Annotated in this window: 18 protein-coding genes and 6 pseudogenes; 9 read left to right on the forward strand and 15 right to left on the reverse strand. The window is 68.4% G+C overall.

The window, feature by feature from the left end; translation table 11 throughout:
* Nucleotides 1-13: 13 nt before the first annotated feature.
* Nucleotides 14-1,081: a serine hydrolase domain-containing protein gene (locus tag IE277_RS41870; protein ID WP_189958957.1), complete on the reverse strand. Its 1,068-nt coding sequence runs from the start codon at nt 1,079-1,081 to the stop codon at nt 14-16.
* Nucleotides 1,082-1,291: 210 nt separating this feature from the next.
* On the opposite strand from IE277_RS41870, the gene IE277_RS41875 reads away from it, so the two are divergent.
* Nucleotides 1,292-2,020, forward strand: coding sequence for a GbsR/MarR family transcriptional regulator (locus IE277_RS41875; protein WP_189958958.1), 729 nt, complete (start codon nt 1,292-1,294; stop codon nt 2,018-2,020).
* 313 nt (nt 2,021-2,333) lie between these two features.
* Here the strand turns inward: IE277_RS41875 and IE277_RS41880 are convergent, their stop codons facing one another.
* From IE277_RS41880 to IE277_RS41900, 5 genes are all read right to left on the reverse strand, one after another.
* A complete protein-coding gene (locus tag IE277_RS41880; protein ID WP_189958959.1) occupies nt 2,334-2,711 on the reverse strand; it encodes a Helicase associated domain protein in 378 nt (125 codons plus the stop codon).
* 288 nt (nt 2,712-2,999) lie between these two features.
* Nucleotides 3,000-3,734, reverse strand: coding sequence for a GNAT family N-acetyltransferase (locus IE277_RS41885; protein ID WP_189958960.1), 735 nt, complete (start codon nt 3,732-3,734; stop codon nt 3,000-3,002).
* Between the two features lie 411 nt (nt 3,735-4,145).
* Entirely contained in the window at nt 4,146-4,328 is a 183-nt protein-coding gene (locus IE277_RS41890) for a hypothetical protein (protein WP_308433475.1), read from the reverse strand.
* A gap of 92 nt (nt 4,329-4,420) precedes the next feature.
* Entirely contained in the window at nt 4,421-4,819 is a 399-nt protein-coding gene (locus tag IE277_RS41895; protein WP_189958961.1) for a nuclear transport factor 2 family protein, read from the reverse strand.
* A gap of 155 nt (nt 4,820-4,974) precedes the next feature.
* Nucleotides 4,975-5,187 carry a DUF4287 domain-containing protein gene (locus IE277_RS41900; RefSeq protein ID WP_189958962.1) on the reverse strand — a complete coding sequence of 71 codons (213 nt, stop codon included), beginning with the start codon at nt 5,185-5,187 and terminating at the stop codon, nt 4,975-4,977.
* A 237-nt stretch (nt 5,188-5,424) separates the two neighbouring features.
* On the opposite strand from IE277_RS41900, the gene IE277_RS41905 reads away from it, so the two are divergent.
* Nucleotides 5,425-6,075 (forward strand): TetR/AcrR family transcriptional regulator, encoded by a 651-nt coding sequence (locus IE277_RS41905; RefSeq protein WP_229882412.1) that lies wholly within the window; start codon nt 5,425-5,427, stop codon nt 6,073-6,075.
* 177 nt (nt 6,076-6,252) lie between these two features.
* Nucleotides 6,253-6,399 (forward strand): annotated as a pseudogene (locus IE277_RS41910) (chaplin family protein); the annotation flags it as partial.
* A gap of 27 nt (nt 6,400-6,426) precedes the next feature.
* Here IE277_RS41910 and IE277_RS41915 read toward each other — a convergent pair.
* Nucleotides 6,427-7,231, reverse strand: a pseudogene (locus IE277_RS41915) (IS5 family transposase).
* A gap of 561 nt (nt 7,232-7,792) precedes the next feature.
* On the opposite strand from IE277_RS41915, the gene IE277_RS41920 reads away from it, so the two are divergent.
* Nucleotides 7,793-8,392 (forward strand): TIGR03086 family metal-binding protein, encoded by a 600-nt coding sequence (locus tag IE277_RS41920; protein ID WP_189958964.1) that lies wholly within the window; start codon nt 7,793-7,795, stop codon nt 8,390-8,392.
* 34 nt (nt 8,393-8,426) lie between these two features.
* Here the strand turns inward: IE277_RS41920 and IE277_RS48300 are convergent.
* Both IE277_RS48300 and IE277_RS41925 read right to left on the reverse strand, forming a co-directional pair.
* A pseudogene (locus IE277_RS48300) lies at nt 8,427-8,627 on the reverse strand (IS630 family transposase); the annotation flags it as partial.
* 3 nt (nt 8,628-8,630) lie between these two features.
* Nucleotides 8,631-9,155, reverse strand: coding sequence for a MerR family transcriptional regulator (locus IE277_RS41925; protein ID WP_189958965.1), 525 nt, complete (start codon nt 9,153-9,155; stop codon nt 8,631-8,633).
* A gap of 89 nt (nt 9,156-9,244) precedes the next feature.
* Here IE277_RS41925 and IE277_RS41930 point away from each other — a divergent pair, with 89 nt between their 5' ends.
* The gene (locus IE277_RS41930) at nt 9,245-10,072 is read left to right on the forward strand and encodes an oxidoreductase (RefSeq protein WP_189958966.1); all 828 of its coding nucleotides are present in this window, start codon (nt 9,245-9,247) and stop codon (nt 10,070-10,072) included.
* A 70-nt stretch (nt 10,073-10,142) separates the two neighbouring features.
* Here the strand turns inward: IE277_RS41930 and IE277_RS41935 are convergent.
* From IE277_RS41935 to IE277_RS41945, 3 genes and pseudogenes are all read right to left on the reverse strand, one after another.
* A pseudogene (locus IE277_RS41935) lies at nt 10,143-11,535 on the reverse strand (ISKra4 family transposase).
* A 69-nt stretch (nt 11,536-11,604) separates the two neighbouring features.
* Nucleotides 11,605-12,138, reverse strand: coding sequence for a hypothetical protein (locus tag IE277_RS41940; RefSeq protein WP_189958967.1), 534 nt, complete (start codon nt 12,136-12,138; stop codon nt 11,605-11,607).
* Between the two features lie 323 nt (nt 12,139-12,461).
* Nucleotides 12,462-13,049 carry a TetR/AcrR family transcriptional regulator gene (locus IE277_RS41945; RefSeq protein WP_189958968.1) on the reverse strand — a complete coding sequence of 196 codons (588 nt, stop codon included), beginning with the start codon at nt 13,047-13,049 and terminating at the stop codon, nt 12,462-12,464.
* A gap of 105 nt (nt 13,050-13,154) precedes the next feature.
* Between IE277_RS41945 and IE277_RS41950 the strand changes: the two genes are divergently transcribed.
* The 4 genes and pseudogenes from IE277_RS41950 to IE277_RS49055 all read left to right on the forward strand — a co-directional run.
* On the forward strand, nt 13,155-13,970 hold the full coding sequence (locus IE277_RS41950; RefSeq protein ID WP_189958969.1) for an oxidoreductase: 816 nt from the start codon (nt 13,155-13,157) through the stop codon (nt 13,968-13,970).
* A 452-nt stretch (nt 13,971-14,422) separates the two neighbouring features.
* Nucleotides 14,423-14,752: pseudogene (locus IE277_RS41955) on the forward strand (transposase); the annotation flags it as partial.
* 842 nt (nt 14,753-15,594) lie between these two features.
* Nucleotides 15,595-19,434, forward strand: a complete 3,840-nt coding sequence (locus IE277_RS41960; protein ID WP_189958970.1) for an amino acid adenylation domain-containing protein — start codon at nt 15,595-15,597, stop codon at nt 19,432-19,434.
* Between the two features lie 105 nt (nt 19,435-19,539).
* A pseudogene (locus tag IE277_RS49055) lies at nt 19,540-19,881 on the forward strand (transposase family protein); the annotation flags it as partial.
* Nucleotides 19,882-20,075: 194 nt separating this feature from the next.
* On the opposite strand, the gene IE277_RS41970 reads toward IE277_RS49055, so the two are convergent.
* From IE277_RS41970 to IE277_RS48305, 3 genes are all read right to left on the reverse strand, one after another.
* On the reverse strand, nt 20,076-20,315 hold the full coding sequence (locus IE277_RS41970; RefSeq protein ID WP_189958971.1) for a trypsin-like serine protease: 240 nt from the start codon (nt 20,313-20,315) through the stop codon (nt 20,076-20,078).
* Nucleotides 20,316-20,455: 140 nt separating this feature from the next.
* A complete protein-coding gene (locus IE277_RS41975) occupies nt 20,456-20,833 on the reverse strand; it encodes a peptide deformylase (protein WP_229882413.1) in 378 nt (125 codons plus the stop codon).
* Between the two features lie 33 nt (nt 20,834-20,866).
* Nucleotides 20,867-21,019 carry a hypothetical protein gene (locus IE277_RS48305; protein ID WP_229882414.1) on the reverse strand — a complete coding sequence of 51 codons (153 nt, stop codon included), beginning with the start codon at nt 21,017-21,019 and terminating at the stop codon, nt 20,867-20,869.
* Between the last annotated feature and the right edge of the window lie 426 nt (nt 21,020-21,445).

The following is a 21,445-nucleotide window of genomic DNA, read 5'->3' on the forward strand; positions in this document are numbered from 1 at the left end:
GAGAGGGGGCCGGTCAGTCGGCAGGGCTGAACGCGGCGTCGAGGACCTCGGGGAAGAGGTCGAGCGGCGGGCAGCCCCAGTCGCCGTTGACGTTCGTGACCGCCACCTTGGCGCCGTCGCGGGTGCCGTACAGGTACGACCAGTTGCCGGTGATCATGCCACCGTGGCCGTAGACCGTGGTGCCGCAGGGCAGTTCAAAGGAGGAGAGGCCCAGGCCGTAGCTGTAGCCGTCCAGCCACGTGCCGTCCGGGACGGGGGTCATGGTGAGCATCTCGTCCAGCTGCACGGGCGGTAGCAGCCGGCCGCCCAGCAGCGCGCCGAGGAAGGTGGCGAGGTCTGCGGTGGTGGAGACCAGCTCGCCGGTCGCGAAGCCGTAGGTGGCGTCGAGCTCGGTGACGTCGTGGGCCGGAGCGTCGGCGTCGGGCAGTGTCAGCCGGGAGTAGCTGTGGGTGTGCCGCCCGCGGAACTCGGTCTCGCGGCCTGCGGCGTAGGTCCCGGCGAGCTTGAGCGGGCGGATGATCCGCAGGTCGACGACATCGGCGTAGGACATGCCGGTCGCCCGTTCAATGATCATCCCCGCGAGGACGAAGTTGGTGTTGGAGTACGCGAAGCCCTTGCCCGGCTCGAAGTCCGCCGGGTGGGTGAGCGAGATCTTCACCAGCTCCTCCGGCGTCCACCGGTCGAAGCGGTGCCCCAGCAGCTCCGGACTCGCGTAGCGCCGGAGCATGTCCTCGTCCAGGGTGAACGCAAACAGCCCGCTGGAGTGGCTGAGCAGGTGCCGGATGATGATCCGGCTGCCGTCGTGGCCGTTGCCCTGCACCAGGCCCGGCAGCCACTTCTCCACCGCGTCGTCCAGGCTCAGCACGTACTCGGCCGCCAGCTGCAGCACCACGGTGGCGGTGAAGGTCTTGGTGATGCTGCCGACCCGGAACTGCTCCTCGGCCAGCCGCTCCCGGCCGGTGCCCAGTTCGGCGACGCCCGCCGAGCCGAACCACCGCTGCCCGCCGCTGCGGACTTCGGCCACCATGCCCGGGTAGCCCTGCTCGGTCACCGCGCCGTCCATGATCTGGGTGATGGTCATCTCGAACTCCTCCGCCCTCTCGCCGCGTCCTTCGCGACACGAGAAAGGCTATGTTGCATTCATAAAAGCATCAATTGACTGAACGCTCTCAGATCGCATTGTCGCAGGTAAATGGCACTAAATTATTGCAATGAAGATGCCGATGAATGCAAAAGTTGCCTCGGTTATGTTGCAATGATCTGGACGTGAAAGCACGAGAAGGAGGACACCGTGCCCGGAGGCAGGCTCACCCAGCAGGACCGCCGGCAGATCGCCACCGGCCTGGCCGAGGATCTCTCCTACACCGAGATCGCCAAGCGGCTGGAGCGCCCCACCTCGACCATCACCCGCGAGGTGATGCGCAACGGCGGCCCCGCCAACTACCGGGCAGAACGCGCGCACCACGCCACCGAGCGCCGCGCCCGTCGCAGCAGGCAGGCCCCACCCCCGACCGCGCCCGCCCCCGCGGCCGACTCCTTCGGGCGCGACCTCGCGACGGTGCAGGAATTCGCCGAGCGGTTCACCGAACTGCTGGTCGCCACCGGCATCCCCCGGATGATGGCCGGCGTCCTCGCCTGCCTGTACACCTGCGACACCGGCAGCCTCACCACCGCCGAGCTTGTCCAGCGGCTGCGGGTCAGCCCCGCCTCGGTCTCCAAGGCCGTCGGCTACCTGGAGGGGCAGGAACTGATCAGGCGCGAGCGCGACACCCGACAGCGGCGCGACCGGTACGTCATCGACGACGACGTCTGGTTCCGCGCCATGCTGGCCAGCGCCCGACTCAACGCCGTACTCGCCGACGCCGCCGACGAGGGCGCCGAACTCCTCGGCACCGACACCCCCGCCGGGACCAGACTGGCGGACATGGGACAGTTCCTCGGGCATGTCGGCCAGGACCTGGTCCACGCCGCCGAACACTGGCGGGAGGTCTTCGCAGCCCAGCGTACGGCCCGCCAGTAGTCCATGGAGGCCGCACCCCGCGACGACGGCCGTCAGGTCGTTCTACCCCTGGCCGCGGATCATAGACATCAACAGCCCGTGGGCCTCGGTGTCGGAGGCCACGACAAGTCCGCGGCCTGCCGGCCCGATCGCGGTGCCGTCGATCCCGGTGACCTCGCCGGCCCGGTACGTTCACGCGTGACTCGGTCCACCACACCGCTGCTGCCCGGTGGAGCAGACCCCGCCTCGAAGCCAGAGCAAGCGACGGCGTGCCAGGCCTGCCTGCTGCCCTCGGTGGCCAGTGCGCTGCCGCAGGACGCAGGTGGTCTGCCCCTCAGCGCCAGCGCATGTCCAGTGCTTGAAGGGCGTTGATCTGCTGTGTGGTGAGCCGGGTGACACTGCGGCGCCGTTCAGACAGCCACCGGCGCAGAAGGAGCGGATCGTCGCCATCGTCGCCGCGGTAGGTGGAGGGGACGGCGAGGTGCTGGTGGGTGCGCCAGAACAGGTAGGCCTCTCGCAGTCCTTTGTGGAAAGCCCAGGCCGAGTATCCGCGGGGCCGGCGCAGCAGGCAGGCGAGTGGGTGGCGCAGGGGGATCTGGCCGAGCAGTTCGTGCTGGATGGTGGTGAGGCGGGGCAGGGCGGCGATCTGGTCGGCCAGCCATTCGCTGTAGGGGTTATCGGCCTGTTCGAGGCTGAGATCGGGGAAGGGCACCTTGTTCTGGCGTGCGGCGCTGAGGACGGCGGCGTAGGTGCGGCGCCACCGCCCGGTTTTGTCCCAACGACTGTTCCACCAGGGGTAGATCTCGGTGAGGGCACGGTGGTAGCAGTAGGGCAGGCCGTGGCGGTCCGCTTCGGCGCGGCGCTTAGAGAGCCACGCGCCCAGGCGGACGCCGTGGTGGGAGGCGGCGTAGGCGGGGACGAGGTGGCCGTACCGGCCGGTGTAGTCGCGTGCGATGTCCGGTTCCGTGCTCGGCCCGTTCGCGGATGCCCGGTCAGGCGGTCACCTGCCGGGTGCGCGCCACCGGTAGAAGAACGTCAGACCCGGTCCCGCCCCGAGATGGAGCGGTATACCGGCAAGCAGGGTCCCGACGTCGATGGCCTGCTCGGGCCGCAGCACGTTGAAGCCCTGCCGTGTGTAGTACGGCCCCAGTTCGCGCCCGGTGTCGAACTCGCCGAACAGCAGCGTGTAATCCACTTGCTCGTACAACTGCACGCACCGTTTGAGCAGCGCCGCTCCAATCCCGCGGCCGCGGGCGTCCTCGGACACCGCGATCACCTTGATCTTCGCGAACGTCAGCATCGACATCAGGATCTGTTGCCGGGACACCGGCAATCGGGATAACCCGGAGACGACTGTGCCGGACGGGACACCCAGAAGCGCTCCGGTCACCTGTCCGTCGCCGTCTCGAGCAACCAACGGCAGGGACAACTCGGCTGCCGCAGCCTGGAGTTCACCGGCCGCCGTCGCCCGTACAAGCGGCTCACCCAAGTCACCGCCCGCGAGGGCATCCAGCAGCCAGGTCCCGCATCGCCCCCGAGCGAGTGCTTCGAGGTGACCGGTCTCCAGGTCGTCGGCGGCCGCCTTCAACAAGGCGGCCGCCGCGCCGGCCTCCTCCGGCACGGCGAACCCGATCCGCACCCCGTCCGGTCCGGACACACCGTCCAGCACCTGCTGCCGCGTCAGCCGGGCCAGCCCCGCCGAAGAGCCCGTCTTCCTTGTCTTCTTCTTCGCCATCCCCGAGAACTACCCCGCGTCTCGCCACCGGAGTCGATGACCGCGCCCTCCACCGCTCACGCAGCCACGACGGCGAGTTGGACAAGCGGAAGCCGCTGTCGGCCTTCCCGCCCAGCCCACAGACGACCCACTATCTCGGCCTGTGCCCTTACTCCCCTCGGTGACCAGCGCAAACCCAGCCGCCCGGGCCACCCAGCCAAAAGGAAATCCCACGCCGATCACTACATTGCGAGACGATCACTAAACCTGCACTTCAGAGCCTCCCTCGGAACTCAAAGACCCTCGGAAGCCCCAGCTCAGAACCGCGTCACACCACAGCAAAAGCCCTATGACAACCACTAGATGCACAGGCCAACGCATCATCCACCTAATGATCACTAGCAGATTCGCCACACCCGCCGGCTGAAGCGGTCAGCTGAGGCCGAGCCCGCTGAGCGCCGTAGTCCAGTCGGTGACGATGGCCTGCTGCGCGGCGGCGAGGGTGACCTTCCCGCACCAGACGGCAGTGTGCAGCACCGTCTCCACCGGGTCCCTCTTGTTGTTGACGCCACCACCCGGCTCGCGGCCCGGGGCAGCCGGATGCGGAACCCACAAGTTGCGGGCATCGTTCGGGGCACGGCCGTGGTGCGAGCGGCACTGCGGGGCGGACCGAATCCGGGCAGCACCGACAGAGGGCGGCGTGCCCCCTATGGGGCAACCTCGGCGGGCGCCAACGCGGCCTGCATCGCCACTCCGTCGACGTAGGAGTGCTTCTCCTTCACCGCCCCGTCCTCGACCAGGACGTAGTCCACAAGGTCGACGTTGACCTTGGCGCCGGCCGCAGACGTCCCGGTCATCTTGAACTGGACAGCCCAGAAGTCCTCCCCGACGCGCAGCGAGATACGTTCAAACGCCAAGTCGGGGACGAGTTCGAACATGCCTGCCGCTGTCTCGCGGATGGCTGCTCGCCCGCGCGCGGGGGCCTGACCGCCCGAGTGCAGGTGGAACACCGAGTCGTCCGTGTGGAGTTCGGCGATCCGATCGGGGTCGCGCGCCTCCCAGCAGGCGTGGTAGTGCTCGAAGAGTTCGCGGGTGGTGATGCTCATCGTCTGGTCCTCCGATTCATCGATGAACAGGCACGCTGCATGTCATTTCCCGATCAGTCGTACGCCGAGATCTCCCTCGACGCGGAGCTGATCACAAACGGATCCCGAAGACCTGCCGTGCTACGAGCTGGCGGCCCGACCGGTCCCGGGGCAGTTCACTTCCCGCTGTCCTCGGCCAGCGTGTGCGCCACGAGCGCGTTGGCATGGCCGTGGCCCAGGCCGTGTTCGGTCTTGAGCCAGCTCACCAGCTCCATGTGCTTGCTCAGCGGCGAGGAGCGGATGAGGCCCTTCCACTCGGCTATGGGGCGGCCGTACTTCTTCTCGATGGCGGGGAAGTAGCTGGCAGGGCCCTTGGCGGGGGTGGTCACCCCGTATTCGTCCTTTCGTGGTCAGGCCGGGCGGTGGCGGAGGAGGGCCACCTGGGAGTCGAGAGTGATGTAGACGGATGCGATGACCTTGCGCATGCGAGCGCTCCCCCTTGACGGCGGGCACAGCGGTGCCCTTGTATACGATGTCCACATTCGCCGGATGCGAGGAATCGCCCCCGGTTCGATCTTTGGATCAGCCTAGACGAGATAAGTGGATGCTGTCCACATTGGAGTGAGATGATGGCGGCGACGGAGAGCGGCAAGAAGCCGAAGCGGGACACCTACCGCCACGGCGACCTGCGCAACGCCCTGATCAGGGCCGGGCTCGAACTCGCCCGCACGGGCGGGCCGGAGGCCGTGGTGCTGCGTGCGGTGACGCGCGAGGCGGGCGTCGTCCCCAACGCCGCCTACCGCCACTTCGCCGACCGGGCCGCCCTCCTGCACGTCGTCTCACAGGCTGCGATCGCCCAGGTCGCCCGCACCATGGAGGCCGAGCAGGCCGCCCTGCCGCCGGCCGCGGACACGACGGCCGCTGCCCGGGCCCGCTTCCGCGCCGTCGGCACCGGATACCTCCGCTTCGCCCAGGAGGAGCCGGGCCTGTTCCGGACCGCCTTCCACGTCCCCGGCGACATGACCCACGCCGCCGACGACGACGCGGCCGGAAGCAGCGGCAAGACCCCGTTCGAACTCCTCGGCGCCGCGCTCGACGGCCTCGTGGAGACAGGCATCCTGCCCGAAGACCGCCGTCCGGGCGCCGAGTTCCTCGCCTGGTCGGCCGTCCACGGCCTCGCCGTCCTGCTCATCGACGGGCCTCTCCGCGGGCTTCACCCCGCCCAGGCCCACGACGCGGGACAGCATGTCATCGACATGATCGAGCGCGGTATCTGACGGCCTGCACCAGCTGTCAGCCCTCTAGATTCCAGTCCGATAGGACGCCCGTAGAGCTGAGCCCGGTCTCACGACCGAACACTGCGTGCGCCTCCAGCGCCCCCGTGAGTGTGGTTTTCATGATCCTGCTGCGGCTCATGCTCAGGACGAATTCTCGCTGAGCACCAGGAGGAACCCATGCGTGTACGTATCGCCATCATCGCGATCGTCCTGACTGCCGCCGGCCTTGCCACCTGCACTGGGACTGCCATCGCTGATGCCGACGCCAACGGGGCGGCTGCGGGCTCGCCCGGCGTCATCTCGGGCAATGTCATCCAGGTCCCGACTTAGAGCTCGCGCAGATAGGGGTGTTCACGGTCGGCGTCGGGGGCGCGTGTCCCAGCGGTGGGTGGTCCAGGCTCGGCGGATCAGACTGCGTACGGTGATGATCGTATCGGCGAGGTCAAAGAAGGCTTCGATGACGCTGGTGCGTCGTTCGTAGCAGCGTGCGAGCCGCTGGAAGGAGTTCTGCCTGGACCGGCGCCCGGCTCCCCTTGCGGGCGATTCGGCCGTGCAGTCCCCGCTCCCGGAGCACCGTACGGGAGGCAGCCGAGTCGTATCCGGCGTCCAGGTGGACGGTGATCGCGTCGGGCAGTAGCCCAAGTCCATCCAGTAGATCGAGCGTTGGGGCCAGGAGGGGAGAATCATGGCGGTTCGCACCAGCCAGAATCCGCCCGAGTGGGATGCCGTAGCCGTCGGACATGCCAGAACGTTTCATGCCCCGCTTGCCCCGGTCGACCGGTGAGCGTCCGGCCGCCTCACCGCCGCCAGGTGCCTTGGTGATGGCGCCGTCTACGGCGATCTGGTCCAAGACGAGGCCCACGACGCGGTCGTACGCGTCAAGCGCGATCTGCTTCAGCCGGACGAACAGCCCCAGTTCCATCCACTCATCGCGGCGGTTGCGGATCGTGGTGGCCGAGCAGGTGGAGTCCGCAATCGCCTCGTAGGAACAGCCGAACCGGAGGACCTGCAGCAATTTGTCGAACACGATCCGGTCGCTGATCCGGCGCCGGTGGCAGCCCATCGGATGGGCCGGATCGAACTGTGGCCGCGGCGGCAGCAGGGCAGCGGATTGGTCCCACAGCGGCTCAATCAGCCATGAAGGCAGCGCAGGCACAAGTCTCCCCGGTGGTCACAGACCATCGCAACTTCATGATCTCGGAACCTGTGCCTGTCCCGTCCTTGCCTGTCCTATGAATCCTGTAAGCAACCGTGCAGGTGCCTGGGCCGGGACGCGTCGTCCGCGCGACCGTACAATCTGCGCGGGCCAACGGGGAGGGGTGGCATGTTCAGGTCGCGAGAGCGCACTGCGAAGCTGACGGAGCGGCAGGTCAGGGGCGTGGTCCTGCCGGCCCAGATCGCGGCCACGTTGTGCCTCCGTACGGTGTGCTGCAGGTTCCTCCCGACGGACGACCTCGCTGTCGATTCCCTGCGGAGCGATCATTCGCAATTCCTAATTGGGTGTAGTTCTTCCTGAGTGACTGGCCGTCAGGCTGCGAGGCTGTGGCTGTCGCTCTACCGATCTTGATTGGCGTGAGTTCGAGGCCGCCGAATCGGTCCGGTGATCTCCTGGCTGGCTGAGCATGGGGGCGGGGCCTCCCGTATTGCTGTGACCGGCAAGGTTTACCGGGTTCGTTCGGTCACGGTGTTGTCGTATACGGCGGGTACGATCCGAGGAATGACGGACATTCATGAGTTGGACGCGCACGCGCTGGAGATCACGAAATCCATCGTCAACCAGGTCGACGTTGGCATGCTTGACCGGCGGACGCCCTGTGGGCAGTGGACGCTGCGGCAGTTGTTGGCGCACATGACGGGACAGAACTACGGCTTCGCGGCGGCCGCGTGGGGCGAGACCCGCGACCGCAGCGTCTGGGACGACCGTCCGGTTGGCGACGATCCGGCGGGGGTGTTCGCCGCGTCGGCCGCGACGGTCACGGCCGCGTTCGCCGAGGAGGGCGTGTTGGCGCGCTCGTTCTGGCTTCCGGAGGTCCGCGGCGGTCAGATGTTCCCTGCACCTCAGGCGATCGGCTTCCACTTCCTGGACTATGTGGTCCACGGCTGGGACGTCGCCGCCTCGATCGGGGTCCGGGCTCACTTCGGTGCGGATTTGTTGGCGGCCGTGCTGCCGATCGCCGAACAGGTCCCCACCGGAGCCGCTCGTGAGCGAGAGGGCGCCGCATTCCGGCCTGCATTGGACACGCCGACTGCAGCTGGTCTGCTCGATCGGATACTCCTGCTCCTTGGCCGCAACCCGAGTTGGCCCGCGAAGGGGTAGCTCGGCTGACGTGGCGATCGCTGCTGGGGCGTGGTCACGATGCGGCGGTGAGGGGGCGTCCTCCCCAGCGGATGCCTTTCTCGCTGCGGACGCGGGCACGCTCGCGGCGTTGGGCGGCCAGGACCTCGGGGTGGCGGGCGTTGGCGTTGCGCCAGCGGAGGTAGCGGTGCAGTTCGCGGATCTGGACCGTGTCGTTCGGGTGGTTCGAGTTGGCGAGCGTGAACTGCCGCAGTGGTCGTCACCTGCGGCGACGTTCTCCGGCCGGTACATGGAGCGGCCCTGTTATCTGCGGCGAGTGGGAAGTCGCTCGGGAGGGTGCGACCTCACAGAGCCGATCCACATCTTCTGAGCCTTGCTCGGTATCCGGGTGGGATGGGTTCCACAGTCGGTCGGCTTCGCCCCGGGCGAGATGGTCCTCGTAGATCTGCACCTTGTGCCGCATCACGTCCAGGGTCCCCTGCAGCTCCCGGATCTGCGCCTCCACGTGGTTTTGGTGTCGGCGCAGCAGCTCAAGCCGCTCATGTTCGTTGCCCGTGCCCTGGCGGACCAGCTCGATGTACTGCCGGATCATCGTCAAGGACATGCCGGAGGAACGCAGCTTCGTGCAGATCGCCAGCCACTCCAGATCGTCCTCGTGATAGATCCGGCGGCCGTTGGCCAGGCGGCGTACAGGGTTGGCGAACAGGCCCTCCCGCTCGTAGAACCGCAACGCGTGCACGCTCAGCCCACTGCGCTGCGCCACCTCACCGATGCTCAGGTCCATGAACGCCCCTCTCCATCACACAGCTGTTGATCTAGACCCAACTCTAGGACTTAGCGTCGAGCCGTCGGCCCATCGGAACAGGAGAGAACATGAGTGTTTGGTTTGTCACCGGGGCATCGCGGGGGCTGGGCGCGGAGATCACCCGTGAGGCACTGGACCGAGGACACAGCGTGATCGCTACAGCGAGGGACATATCGGCAGTGCTCAAGGCGTACCTGCACAAGCGGGATGAACTGCTGGTGGTGAACGCGGACGTGACCGAACCGAAGCAGCTGACGGCCGCTGTGGAGGCCGGGCTGGCCAGGTTCGGCCGGATCGACGTCGTGGCCAACAACGCCGGTTACGGTCTCGTCGGCGCAATCGAGGAGATCTCGGACGAGGCTGCTCGGGCACTGTTCGACGTCAACGTGTTCGGCGTGCTCAACACGTTGCGGGCGACCCTGCCGACCTTGCGCGCCCAGCGATCCGGACATGTCCTGAACATCGGCTCCGTGGGCGGTTTCGCCACCGCACCGACGACGGGCCTGTACGGCGCATCGAAATTCGCCCTCGAAGGCATCTCCGAAGCACTGCACGGCGAACTGGCCCCCCTCGGAGTCCGCGTCACGATCATCGAGCCGGGCGGCTTTCGCACGGACTTCCTGAGCAACTCCAGCCTCCAAACCGAGCCGGCCACCATCGCCGACTACACCACAGGCGCGGGACCGGTGCGCGAGGCGCTGGTCCACTACGACGGCCGCCAGCCGGGCGACCCGGTGAAAGCTGCCAAAGCCATCGTCGACGTCACCGAGACCGCCGAGCCCCCACTGCGCCTACAGTTGGGCGCAGACGCGGTCGAGCGAGTCGAGGCGAAACTGGATCTGGTACGGCGTGAACTCGACCAGTGGCGCCACGTAGCACTCTCCACCTCGATCTGACAGATGTCAGGCGCTTCGCCCTCGACCTCAGTCTCAGCTGGGTGCCGTTCGTTTCGAGTGGAGCTCGCGATCAGGCAGTGAGGGTGTAGTTCCACTGATCGGGGGTGGGGTAGAGGCGGTCGTGCTCTCGCGCGGCGTGGAAGTGCCAGTAGGCGTCGAGGTCGCCGTTGGAGATGAGACTGCGAAGCCGCAGGACGGCTTCGGCTCCGTGTAGGCCCCAGCGGGCGCCGGTGATGTCGAGGCGGTCGGCGATCAGGTGGCGGCAGGCGCCCTCGATGGCGCCGGTGGCGATCGGCCACCCACCTGCGAGGGTGGTGTCGTAATGGAGCTGGTCGAGGTGGCCGGTCAGGTAGCGGTGGCAGGCGTCGACGGCCTCGCGGCGGGCGGCCGGCAGTCCTTGCTGGTCGGCCTGGGCGGTCATCTCGTTGGCGGTTCGGGCGGCGTGGCCTGCGAGGATCGCGGTCAGGTGATCGGCGGCCCAGGTTTCGGCTTCGGTGGTGCCGGGTTTGTGGAAGGCGTGGGCGGCGGCCCACACGTACTCGGTGACGTGGACGAAGTCCAGCAGCACGTGCACCGTGACGTCGCGTCGGATGGTCTCGGCGGCGATCAGGTCGAGTTGGTGGCGGGCGCCGTCGACCAGGACGATCCACGGCCGCGGATGCTCCGGGTCGCGGGCCTGGGCCTGGTAGAAGGCGTCGGCGATGACCTGCTCGGGCGGGCGGACCAGGGAGGCAGTGCACCACTTGTTCTCGGCCTTCGGTCCTGGGCGGGCCGCTCGCTCGTCGCTGCGGCCGCCGGGCGGATGGATCACATCGTGCGGGCGCCTCGGCGCCAGACGGATGTCGAAGACGCAGGCCACGGTGGCCATCCGCTTACGGTTCGGCTTCTCGCCGGGGGCGAGCCGTGCGCGGTGGCCGCCGGCGGTTTTCTCGGCGGCCCTGCGGGTGGCCTCGCGCAGGGCCTCGGGCCGCATGACCACGCCCTTGCCGTCCACCTGAAGGACCAGCGGCATGTCCCGGCTGCACGGGAGAGGGATCCTCGCGCGATAGAAAGCGTCGACGTCGACTGCGGCGGCGACCACGAGTTCTTCCAGCCGCCGCTTGCCGAGCACGTTCCCGCAGCGGCGCGTCACCGCACCGTGGGCCTGGTCGAACGATCCGCGCACGGCCTCGGTGACCGCGATCTTGCGCAGGCCCATCGAGTGCCGCCCGTCCCTCCGGCCCGACCACGGCCGGCCGGGAACCGGCACGGAGCCGGTCCTCTTCGCGCCGAGCGCGCAGGTCCAGGTGGTCCTGCAGCATCTGCCGCAGCAGGGCCCGCCCCGCCGATTCGAGGTGTTCCTCCAGCTCAGCGTGGGTCCACGCGCTCGCCAGGTCGCCCGACAAGGTGCCCATCAGCGATTCGAAGGCGCTGATGGAGCGGGCAAAGGAGTCAGCTGCGGCATGAGTGTCGTACGGTGTCATCCCGGGGCTCTTCCCGTCCTGCATCCGACATGGTTGGCACCATCGAATGTAGGCGGAAGCGCCCTGCCACTAACGGGAGTTGAGCGAATCGCCCGTCTGGTGGCGGGCCGGGGTGCACAAGCCGGGGGCGTCCTCGTCCAGCCAGCCCCGCTCCACCAGCCTCTTCAGCTTCGACCGCGCGCCCGCGATCTTCCCGGTCTCGGCCGGCAGCCCTATCCTGGGCACGATCTGCTTGGCGCGCACCGGACCCGGCGCATCGGCCACCACCTCCACGATGTCCCGGTACACCTGGGGCAGGGCGTCCACCCCCATCCCGGGCTGCCACTTCGGCACCGCCAGCACCCCGATCACCCGCCGCTCAGCCCCCGCATACGCCGACGCCACCCGGTCACCGGCCGATGCCTCCGGCGCCCCCACGGCCACTTCAGACGTCATCTGGGCGAGCACGTCGGCCACCGTCTCCCGAGTGATCCGCAAACGCTCCAGCCCGCTCCTGGCCTCCTCCAACCTCCCGGACAGCTCGACAAGTTCGGCTTCCAGCGCCTCGACCCGGATCCGGGCAGCCGCCTCACGCGCCTCCAACTCCTCGAACAGCGAACCCATCAGCCGCCCTCCTCCACCTCCACGGTAGAGACAAGCGGCCTCCCGCACAGCCCCGATCAGCGTTCTCCCAGCTCAGCCCTTCACTTCAGAGGAACCGCACCCAAGTCCGTTTCTGGTAGCGGCCTCGTCCGGGTTGGGTGAGGAAGCCTTGACGGGTGAGGTGCCCGAGGGGGCTGCGGGTGATGTTGACGGACGCCTCGTCAGTGAGAATGCCGAGTTCGTGCAGCTCGCGTGCCCCGGAACGCCTGGTCGTGGGGGGGGCTGGTTGAAGGCATTCACGATCGCCGAACGGCGCGCCCTCACGAAGGCCTCGGAACGCGGCGCTACCGGACAGGTCCGGCGTCCAGCAGCGCGAGGGAGTTGTGGACGCCCTGGTCGAGGACGTCGTCGGCGAGCTTGGGATCGGCCAGGGCGCGGGCGAGTTGGAGCGTCCCGACCATCATGGCGAAGACGCCGAGCGCCTGGGCGCGTGCCGAGGGCGGGTTGTCGGGTGCCAGGCGGGCAGCGATGTCGTCGATGACGGCCAGCAGGCCGTCGGTGAACGCCTGCTTGGTCGCGTCCGTGCATCGCCCGATCTCGTCGAGGAGAGCGGCCGTGGGGCAGCCGTTCTCGGGGTCGTCACGGTGCTCGGCGGACAGGTAGGCGCGGACGAACTGTTCGAGCCCGGCGCGGCCCGGCGCGAGTGCTTCAAGGCTCGCGTTCTGCGCGCCCAGCTGGTCGGCGACGGCGTTCGCGACGAGGTCCTCCTTGGAGGTGAAGTGGGCGTAGAAGGCGCCGTTGGTCAGCCCCGCGTCCGACATCAGCGCGGAGACTCCTGAGCCGTCGATGCCGTCCTTCTTGAACCGGCGGCCGGCGGCCTCGATGATCCGCTGCCGCGTCGCCTGCTTGTGGTCTTTCGCGTAGCGCGCCACGCGCTCCTCCTCGCAGCTCCGGTGGAGAGGTCGCTTGCCGCTCTCCGACTCTCGTCTTAGAGTAATTGCATTACGGTCATAATCCAATCATTGGGGAGGCCCATCATGACCACGAACCGGCCGGTAGCACTCGTGACCGGAGCATCGTCAGGCATCGGCAAGGCGGCCGCCTCCGCGCTCGCCGATGCGGGATTCGAGGTCGTCGGCACGAGCCGCCGAGCCTCAGCGGACGACCGCCGCGAGGGCGTGACGTTCCTCGACCTCGACGTGGCCAGCGACACCTCGGTCGCCAGCCTGGTCGACCGCGTGATCGAGCAGTTCGGACGGATCGACGTCCTGGTCAACAACGCCGGCATCGGCTCTGCGGGCGCCGGGGAGGAACGCTCCCTCATCCAGGACCAACAGCTGTTCGACATCAACGTCTTCGGACTGATCCGCATGACCAAAGCCGTCCTGCCGCACATGCGCGCTCAGGGCGGCGGCCGGATCATCAACATCTCATCCGTTCTCGGGTTCGTCCCCGCGCCCCACATGGCCGCCTACGCCGCGTCCAAGCACGCCGTCGAGGGCTACTCCGAGTCCTTGGACCACGAGGTCCGCCAGCACGGCGTCCGCGTCCTGCTCGTCGAGCCCGCCGTGACCAGGACCGCGTTCGAGGCCAACTCCCCGAAACCCGCCACGCCTCTGCCGGTCTACGAGCAGCAGCGCCAGGTCTTCGAGCGCGTGATGGCCGCGGCGATGAAGGACGGCGACGATCCCGCCACCGTCGCCAAGGCGATCGTCACCGCGGCGACCGACCCGAAGCCGAAGCTGCGCTACCCCGCCGGACCGACCGCCGGACGTGTCAGCACCCTGCGCCGCCTCGTCCCCGCTCGTGCCTTCGACCGGCAGATCCGCAAGCTGAACCAGCTGCCCGCCTGACCGGCACCCCCATCCCCCGACACCACAGCCCGCACCACTCAGAGGGTGTTACGTGCCGGGGGGTGTTCCAGGTGATGAGGACGTAGCCGTCGCCACCCCTGGCCCCGTCACGGGCGAGACCTCCCCGGCTGCCGTTGAACGGGTAGTTGTCGCTGTCTCTCTGGTTGGTGGCGCCGTCTGCCCAGCCGCCGCCTCCGTAGCCCACCCTGTCCGGAGGCGTGAGGTCGGTTGCCGGTGGCTCGGTGAAGTCCGCTCCCCGGCCGCCGCAGCCGCCCTTGCCACCGGTGCCGCCTGCTGCCTTGGGGACGTCGGCGACCGTGCCGCCGGACTGACTGCCTGTGCCCGGTCCGCCGTCGCATCCTGACTCGCCGGTCTGCCTGCTCTTCGACGCCTCCGACGCCCTCGACTGAAGCAAGGTCTTGATCCCGGTCTTTCCTGCGGAGTCCAGAGTGGCTGGTCGCGCCCTGCTCGAGCAGGCCGCCACCGGCCACCCCACCCTGCGCAAGGTCTGGGTCGACGGCGGCTACCGCAAGCACTTCGTCGAGCACGCCGCCACTCTCGGCATCGACATGGAAATTGTCCGACGCCCGCCCGGGACCAGGGGGTTCACCCCCGTCCCGAAACGCTGGACGGTCGAGCGGACCCACGGGTGGCTGATGCTCCACCGCCGCCTGGCACGCGACTACGAGGCCCTCCCGGCCCGTTCAGAAGCCATGATCCACCTGGCCATGACAGACCTCATGGCCCGCCGCCTCACCGGCGAGGCCACCACCTCCTGGCGCGCGACCCGACATTACCGGATGAAATCCGGATATCAGGATAAAACAACGGGAGAAAACGACCTCTTAGTGGGCTGGGCTACCGTCGACGAGCCTTGACGGGCGGCTCCGCTCTCGCCTGGCCGCCGGCGGCGGCCCGGAGATGGGCGAGATCTTCTCCACCCGCATCCTCGTCCGCCCCAAGGCACAGCGTGGTCCGCGCAACAGGCGACCACGGTGGACTCCATCGTGGTGGGCAGGGTGAGCATGAAGGACGGCTCCGCACCTCGGCGCCTGGACAGCATCGTCACCGTGTCGGTCACCGCGCTGTGCGGAAGCTGCTGCTCGAGCAGATCGCGCCGGGCTTTGCTGATCTCCAGCGTGCCCGGGTCGGCCCAAGGCTCACTGACGAAGTGTGTGTCCGCGTCTCATATCAGCTTCTTGGACGGCGTGCACCGCGTCGGTTCCACATGCCTGTTCGACGTCCCGGCCGTACAGTGGGAGTCGCCCCACCGGCAGGGTGTCGATTTCGCACTCTTCCCCGTCCGCCCGCTTGGCCAGCAGCCGGCGCACGGTGGGAAGAACGGAGGCGTTGAGCGAGTCCCGCCGAATGCTTTCCGGGACGAGGACAATCTTTGTCACGGTGGCTGGCCCTTCACAGGCGTCACGGGTTTCCGCGGTGCAGCTCGCACATGTTCGGCCGAGCGGGTGGTTGTGGCGGGTCCCGATCCCGTCGGCCGCCATTGCCTATACATCTCCCGCGAACGCCCCGTGCCGGGACCGTACCCACTCGGGAGATCTTCAGGACTCCTCGTCCCACGCTGGTCGTCGCCACTCATCGAGCACAAGCACGAGGGGACGATGCCATGAAGACTGCGAGCGCACTGATATCCGGCACTCCCCTTACGGGCCTGTGCCTGCCCGAACTTCTAGCCCGCCAGGCGGCGGTGCGTCCCGGGGCCACGGCGGTCACCTTCCGCGACGAACGGCTCAGTTACCGAGAACTCGACCTGCAGAGTCGGGACCTCGGCACCCGTCTCGCCCGGCTCGGCGTCGGCCCCGAGACCTGCGTCGGTTTGTTCACCGAGTCTTCCCTGGAGCTGATGACCGGGGTGTGGGGCATTCTGGGCGCGGGCGCCGCCTATCTGCCGCTGTCCCCGGATTACCCTGAGGACCGGCTGCGCTACATGATCGAGGACTCGGGGGCGTCCGTCATCGTGACGCAGGAACACCTGCGCGAGCGCCTGGCTGCCCTCGCCCCGCGGGATGTCCTGGTGCTCACCTCGGACGAGGTGACGCCGAGCCCGGGCGAACGCCCCGCCGCACTGGAGGGGCAGCCGGGCCATCTCGCGTACGTCATCTACACCTCGGGCAGCACGGGCCGGCCCAAGGGCGTGGGAGTCGAGAACCAGGCCATCGAAAGCCAGATCCGCTGGCTCACCTCCCGCGGCTACCTCGGACCGCAGGTCACCATCCTGCAGAAGACACCCATGAGCTTCGACGCCGCCCAGTGGGAGATCCTCGCCCCGGCTGCCGGTGCCCATGTCGTCATGGGCACCCCGGGCATCCACCGGGACCCGCAGGCCGTCATCGAGGCCGTACGCACCCACGGTGTCACCCACCTGCAGTGCGTGCCGACGCTGCTCCAGGCCCTCCTGGACACCGAGGAGTTCGCCTCCTGCACCTCACTGCGGCGTGTCTTCTCCGGTGGCGAGGTGCTCACCCACAAACTGGCCCGCGACCTCTTCCACCGGCTGCCGCGTGCGTGTCTGGTCAACCTCTACGGGCCGACCGAGACGACCATCAACGCCACCTTCCACGAGGTCGACCCCTCGGCCCTCGACGGCGGAGGCTCCCGCACGGTACCCATCGGTGTACCGGTGACCGGCGTCTCGGCGTACGTTCTGGACGAGGACCTGGCACCAGTCGGCGTTGGGGTCGCTGGCGAGCTGTATTTGGGCGGTGCCCAGCTGGCCCGCGGCTATCTGGGCCGCCCCGAGCAGACCCTGAAGCGTTTCATCGCCTCGCCGTTCGAGCCGGGCGAGCGCCTGTACCGCACGGGGGATGTGTGCCTGTGGAACCCGGATGGCACCCTGCAGTTCGCGGGCCGCGCCGACAACCAGGTCAAGTTGCGCGGCTGTCGTGTGGAGCTGGAGGAGGTGGCCTCGCGCATCGAGGAGCACATCTGGGTGCGCCGCGCCGCCGCGATCGTCACGGACGACCCGCGCACCGGCCATCCGGCGCTGGTCGCGTGCGTCGAGCTGGACCCCCGTACGGCGGCCGTGATGGACCAGGGCTCGCACGGCGCCCACCACCAGTCCAAGGCGTCCAAACTCCAGGTCAGGGCTCAGCTGTCCAATCCTGGCCTGCGCGAGCCAGCGGACCTGGCGGACCGCACGGCCATCGCACTGCCGGGCCGAGCGGAGACCCCGGAGCAGCGCCGGGAGACCTTCGCCCGCAAGACGTACCGCTTCTACGACGGCGGTCCGGTCACCCGCGCGGACCTCCTCGCGGTGCTCGCACCTCGGCCCGTTCCCGCGTACTCCCGGCCGCTGAGCGAGCTGACTTGGGCCGAACTGGGCTGGATCCTGCGCTGGTTCGGCCAGTTCCACAGCGAGGCACGGCTGCTGCCGAAGTACTCCTACGCGTCACCGGGCGCCCTGTACGCCACCCAGATGTACGTCGAGTCCGGCGGCACCGCGGGCCTCGAGCCCGGCGTGTACTACTACCACCCGGTCGACCACGGCCTGGTCCGCGTCGGCGACGGCACCGGCCGCTGCCCGTCCGGCGGGCTCTTGGTGCACTTCCTCGGCAAGCGGCGGGCGATCGAACCCGTCTACAGGACCAACATCCAGGAAGTACTGGAATTCGAGACCGGCCATATGCTGGGCGTGTTCGAGGAGGTGCTGCCCGCCCACGGCCTGGCCATCGCCCCGCTCGGCCACTTCCCGCCGGTCAAGGACGCCTTGGACGTTACCGAAGAGGACCACTACCTCGGCACCTTCCAGATCACCGAGAACGACGGCCGGCCCCGCCAGGACCCCACCGAGCTGTACGTCCAGGCCCACCCGGGCCGCATCCAGGGCCTGCGCGGCGGCCAGTACCGCTACCGCGACCGGGGACTGGAACGCATCGGCGACGAGCTGATCGAGGCCCGGCACGTCATCGCCATCAACCAGGGCGTGTACGCCCGCGCGAGCTTCGGTATCAGCGCGGTCAGCCGGGCCGCCGAGCCCTGGCTGCAGTACATCGCCCTCGGCACCCGCCTACACCACTTCCAGCGCACCCCGGGTTTCGGCTTCATGTCTTCGGGTTATTCCTCCATGTCCGGGCACCCCCTGCCCGCTGCCCGTCGCCTCGACGACATCCTCGGCTCGGCAGGATTCCCGAGCGGCCCGTCGTACTTCTTCCTCGGCGGCCGCGTCAGCGACGAGCAGATCGCCGGCGAGGACATGTACGAGGACGCGGTCCACACCCAGGGACCGGCGGAGATGATCCGCGACGAACTGGCCCGATCGCTGCCCGACTTCATGCTCCCCAACCAGGTCCTCGTCCTGGACGCGCTGCCGCTCACGGCCAATGGCAAGGTCGACAGCAAGGCCCTCGCCGCCTCCCCCGAGGTGGCCGCCGCCCGGCAGCCCGGGGTGTACGTCACCCCGGCCACACCCACCGAGCAGTGGCTGGCCGAGGTCTGGGGCGAGGGCCTGAAGTACGGGGACGTCTCAAGCGAGGACGAGTTCTTCGTCTGCGGCGGCAACTCCCTGATCGCCGTGGCCCTCGTCAACCGGATCAACCAACATTTCGGCACCCGGCTCCCGCTCCAGGTCCTCTTCGAGACATCGAAGCTGCGCGACCTGGCCGCCCGCATCGACAACGACGCGACGACCCCAGCCTCCCGCCTGATCCCCCTGGCCGCAGAAGGCGGCTTCGCCCCGGTCTTCTGCTGGCCCGGCCTCGGCGGCTACCCGATGAACCTGCGCCTGCTGGGCCAAGAGGCCCGCCTGGACCGCCCGTTCTACGGCATCCAGGCACGCGGCATCAACGCGGGGGAGACCCCGTACGCCACCATCCGCGAGATGGCTGCGGCGGACCTCGCGGAGATCCGCCGCATCCAGCCGAGCGGCCCCTACACCCTGTGGGGCTACTCCTTCGGAGCCCGGGTCGCCTTCGAGACCGCCTGGCAGCTGGAACAGGCCGGGGAGAAGGTCGAGTACCTGTTCCTGATCTGCCCCGGCAACCCGAAGGCCCGCCAGGAGAACTGCAACGCTCACGGCCAGGCGGCGTCCTACGATAATCCGGCGTACGTCACGATCCTTTTCTCCGTCTTCACCGGCACAATCCAAGGCCCTGCCCTGGACGCCTGCCTGGAGCGGACCGACGACGAGGACAGCTTCGTCGCCTGCATCCGCGATCTTCTGCCGTCCCTGGACGAGGACACGATCCGCCGAATCACCCGCATCGTCGCTATCACCTATGAGTTCGACTACACCTTCCGCGAGCTGACCGAACGCACGGTTCAGGCACCGATCACCCTCTTCAAGGCTCAGGGAGACGACTATTCCTTCGTCGAGTCCCACCCCGCGTACTCGACCCTGCCGCCCACCGTCGTCCACCTGAAGGGCGACCACTACAGCGTCCTGAAACACCCCGGCCTGCTGGAACTCCTCACCGCGACCCGCACGGCAATGGGCCACCCCGCCAAGTAGGAAGCGAACACTGCGAGTTGCGCGCTGATTGGGGTGTGTCGATTCACTCCCGAACGAGCTCTACCGGCTCTACTTCGTCTCCAGCCATCTGCTACGCGGCGACTGTGTCCTCGACGAGGTCCAGGCCGCCGACGGCGGCGCACGGAGTCCGGGCGGAATCACCCGGCTGAGGCGACACTCTTGGTGGTGACCGACCCAGCCGGGCGGCTGCTGTGGATCTCGCCTGCACTGCCCGGCCGCGCCCACGACCTGACGGCTGCCCGCACTCACCGGATCATCCGGATCTGCGAGCGCCAGGGCGCCCCGATCCTCGCCGACCGCGCCTACATGGGTGCCAGCCCTTGGGTGACAACGCCGCTCAGACGCCCACCGGGCCGCGAGCTCACACCGACCCGGCAAACCGTCAACCGCGCGCTGTCCGCCACACGGGCACCGGTCGAACGCGGCCAACCGAACCGAGAGCACGATCCGCTCCCTTGCCGTAGAAACAGGGTCGCTTCGCGTACGGCCTCGAAGACGTCGCAGCAGGCGTGATCAGCGATGCCGCAGATGAGATAGGGCGTTACTTGTGGGAAAAGACTTCAGACCGGTTCTGTCGCCAACGCCCCGTCAGTCGCCCACCAGGACCAACGGATCCTTAGTTAGCCGGCCTGAGACGTCGGTTCGTGCGCCTTCTCGAACGCTCCGGGCCATGTGTCCCGGAATCGGGCGGAGCTGGTGGATGCGTAGGTCCCCGGTCCGCCCTGCTCACCGCAGCCCGCGCCCCGCGAGACGATGCCGATCTGATAGTAGCGCTCACGCCCAGGCACAGCCCTCGGCAACGGGCCGCCGCTGTCGCCCTGGCAGGAGTCCTTGCCCTCTGCCCCCGCGCAGATCTCCACGGCACGGTCGTAGTCGCCAGCCTATTGATCTTCGCTGCAGCCATTGAGCCGATCTTGATCACGGCCTGCTGGGGGGAGCCTGTGCGGCTGGACCCGTCACCGACCACACGTCGGGTGCGGAACGGTTCGCCGACAATGCCCTACTCGTATGCCCAGGCCCGTCCGGTCTGCCGGTATTCCTCCATGGGGATGGGATCGACCCCGGTTCGCGTGCGGGCGGTGTACAGCAGGCCGTCGAGGTGGTCGATTTCGTGGTGGATGAGGCGGGCGAGGCCGCGTACGTACTCAGTCGTGGTGGTCTCGCCGGTCAGCGTCGTGGCCTCCACCGTGATCTTCAATGGGCGGGGGATGAGGCCGCGGACGTCGGAGAAGCTGAGGCAGCCTTCGTACTGCTCGTCCGTCTCCTCAGAACGGTCGGTGATCCGGGGGTTGAGCAGGATGACGACCGGAGCGCCGTCGGCCGGCATGACGACGGCGGCAGAGCGGGCAATGCCGATCTGCGGGGCAGCGATGCCCATACCCTTGGCGAAGGGGTGGACCTGGCCGATGCGCTATATGGCGGCGAACAGTTCCTTCACGACGTGTTCGGCCGTGTCGCGCTCAGCGGGCGGATCGAAGGCTCGGGTCGGTTCGGCAAGGATGCCGGCACCCCGCTGGACGACGCCGAGGTCTCGCATGCGCTGGCTGGGCCGTACGTCAGTCACCTGAACTCCCTTGTTCTGATTCGGGTTCGGGCCGTGCCCGGAATCGCCATTCCAGACGGTACCGAGCGTGCAAGGCGGGTGTGGTCGTGGTCCATGTGGAGTGCCGTAGCCCGGCGTGGTCGCTGCGGACGGGCGGGGTCCGAAGTGGGGAGGCTTCGGCAGTCATGGAGGGCTCGGTGCCCCACCCGACGGGGTCGAGGTCGGCGGGGAAGATGAGGTGGACTTCGAGTTGTTCGGTGGGCCACTCTTGAGCATCAAGGCGGTGACGGCTGACGTCCGAGCATGTCGGCGGTGTCGCAGGCGGACTCCTTTCCGGTCCAACCGGTATGGACGGCGCTACTCCCGGAGCGCCGGAAGTCCCGCCGGCTCAGGGACTCCGCTCGCCGGGTTCGAGCAAGCCACCGCCGACGGGCAGCAGCACCTTTC

The organism is Streptomyces alanosinicus (assembly GCF_014650595.1).
GTDB classification, from domain to species: Bacteria; Actinomycetota; Actinomycetes; order Streptomycetales; family Streptomycetaceae; genus Streptomyces; species Streptomyces alanosinicus.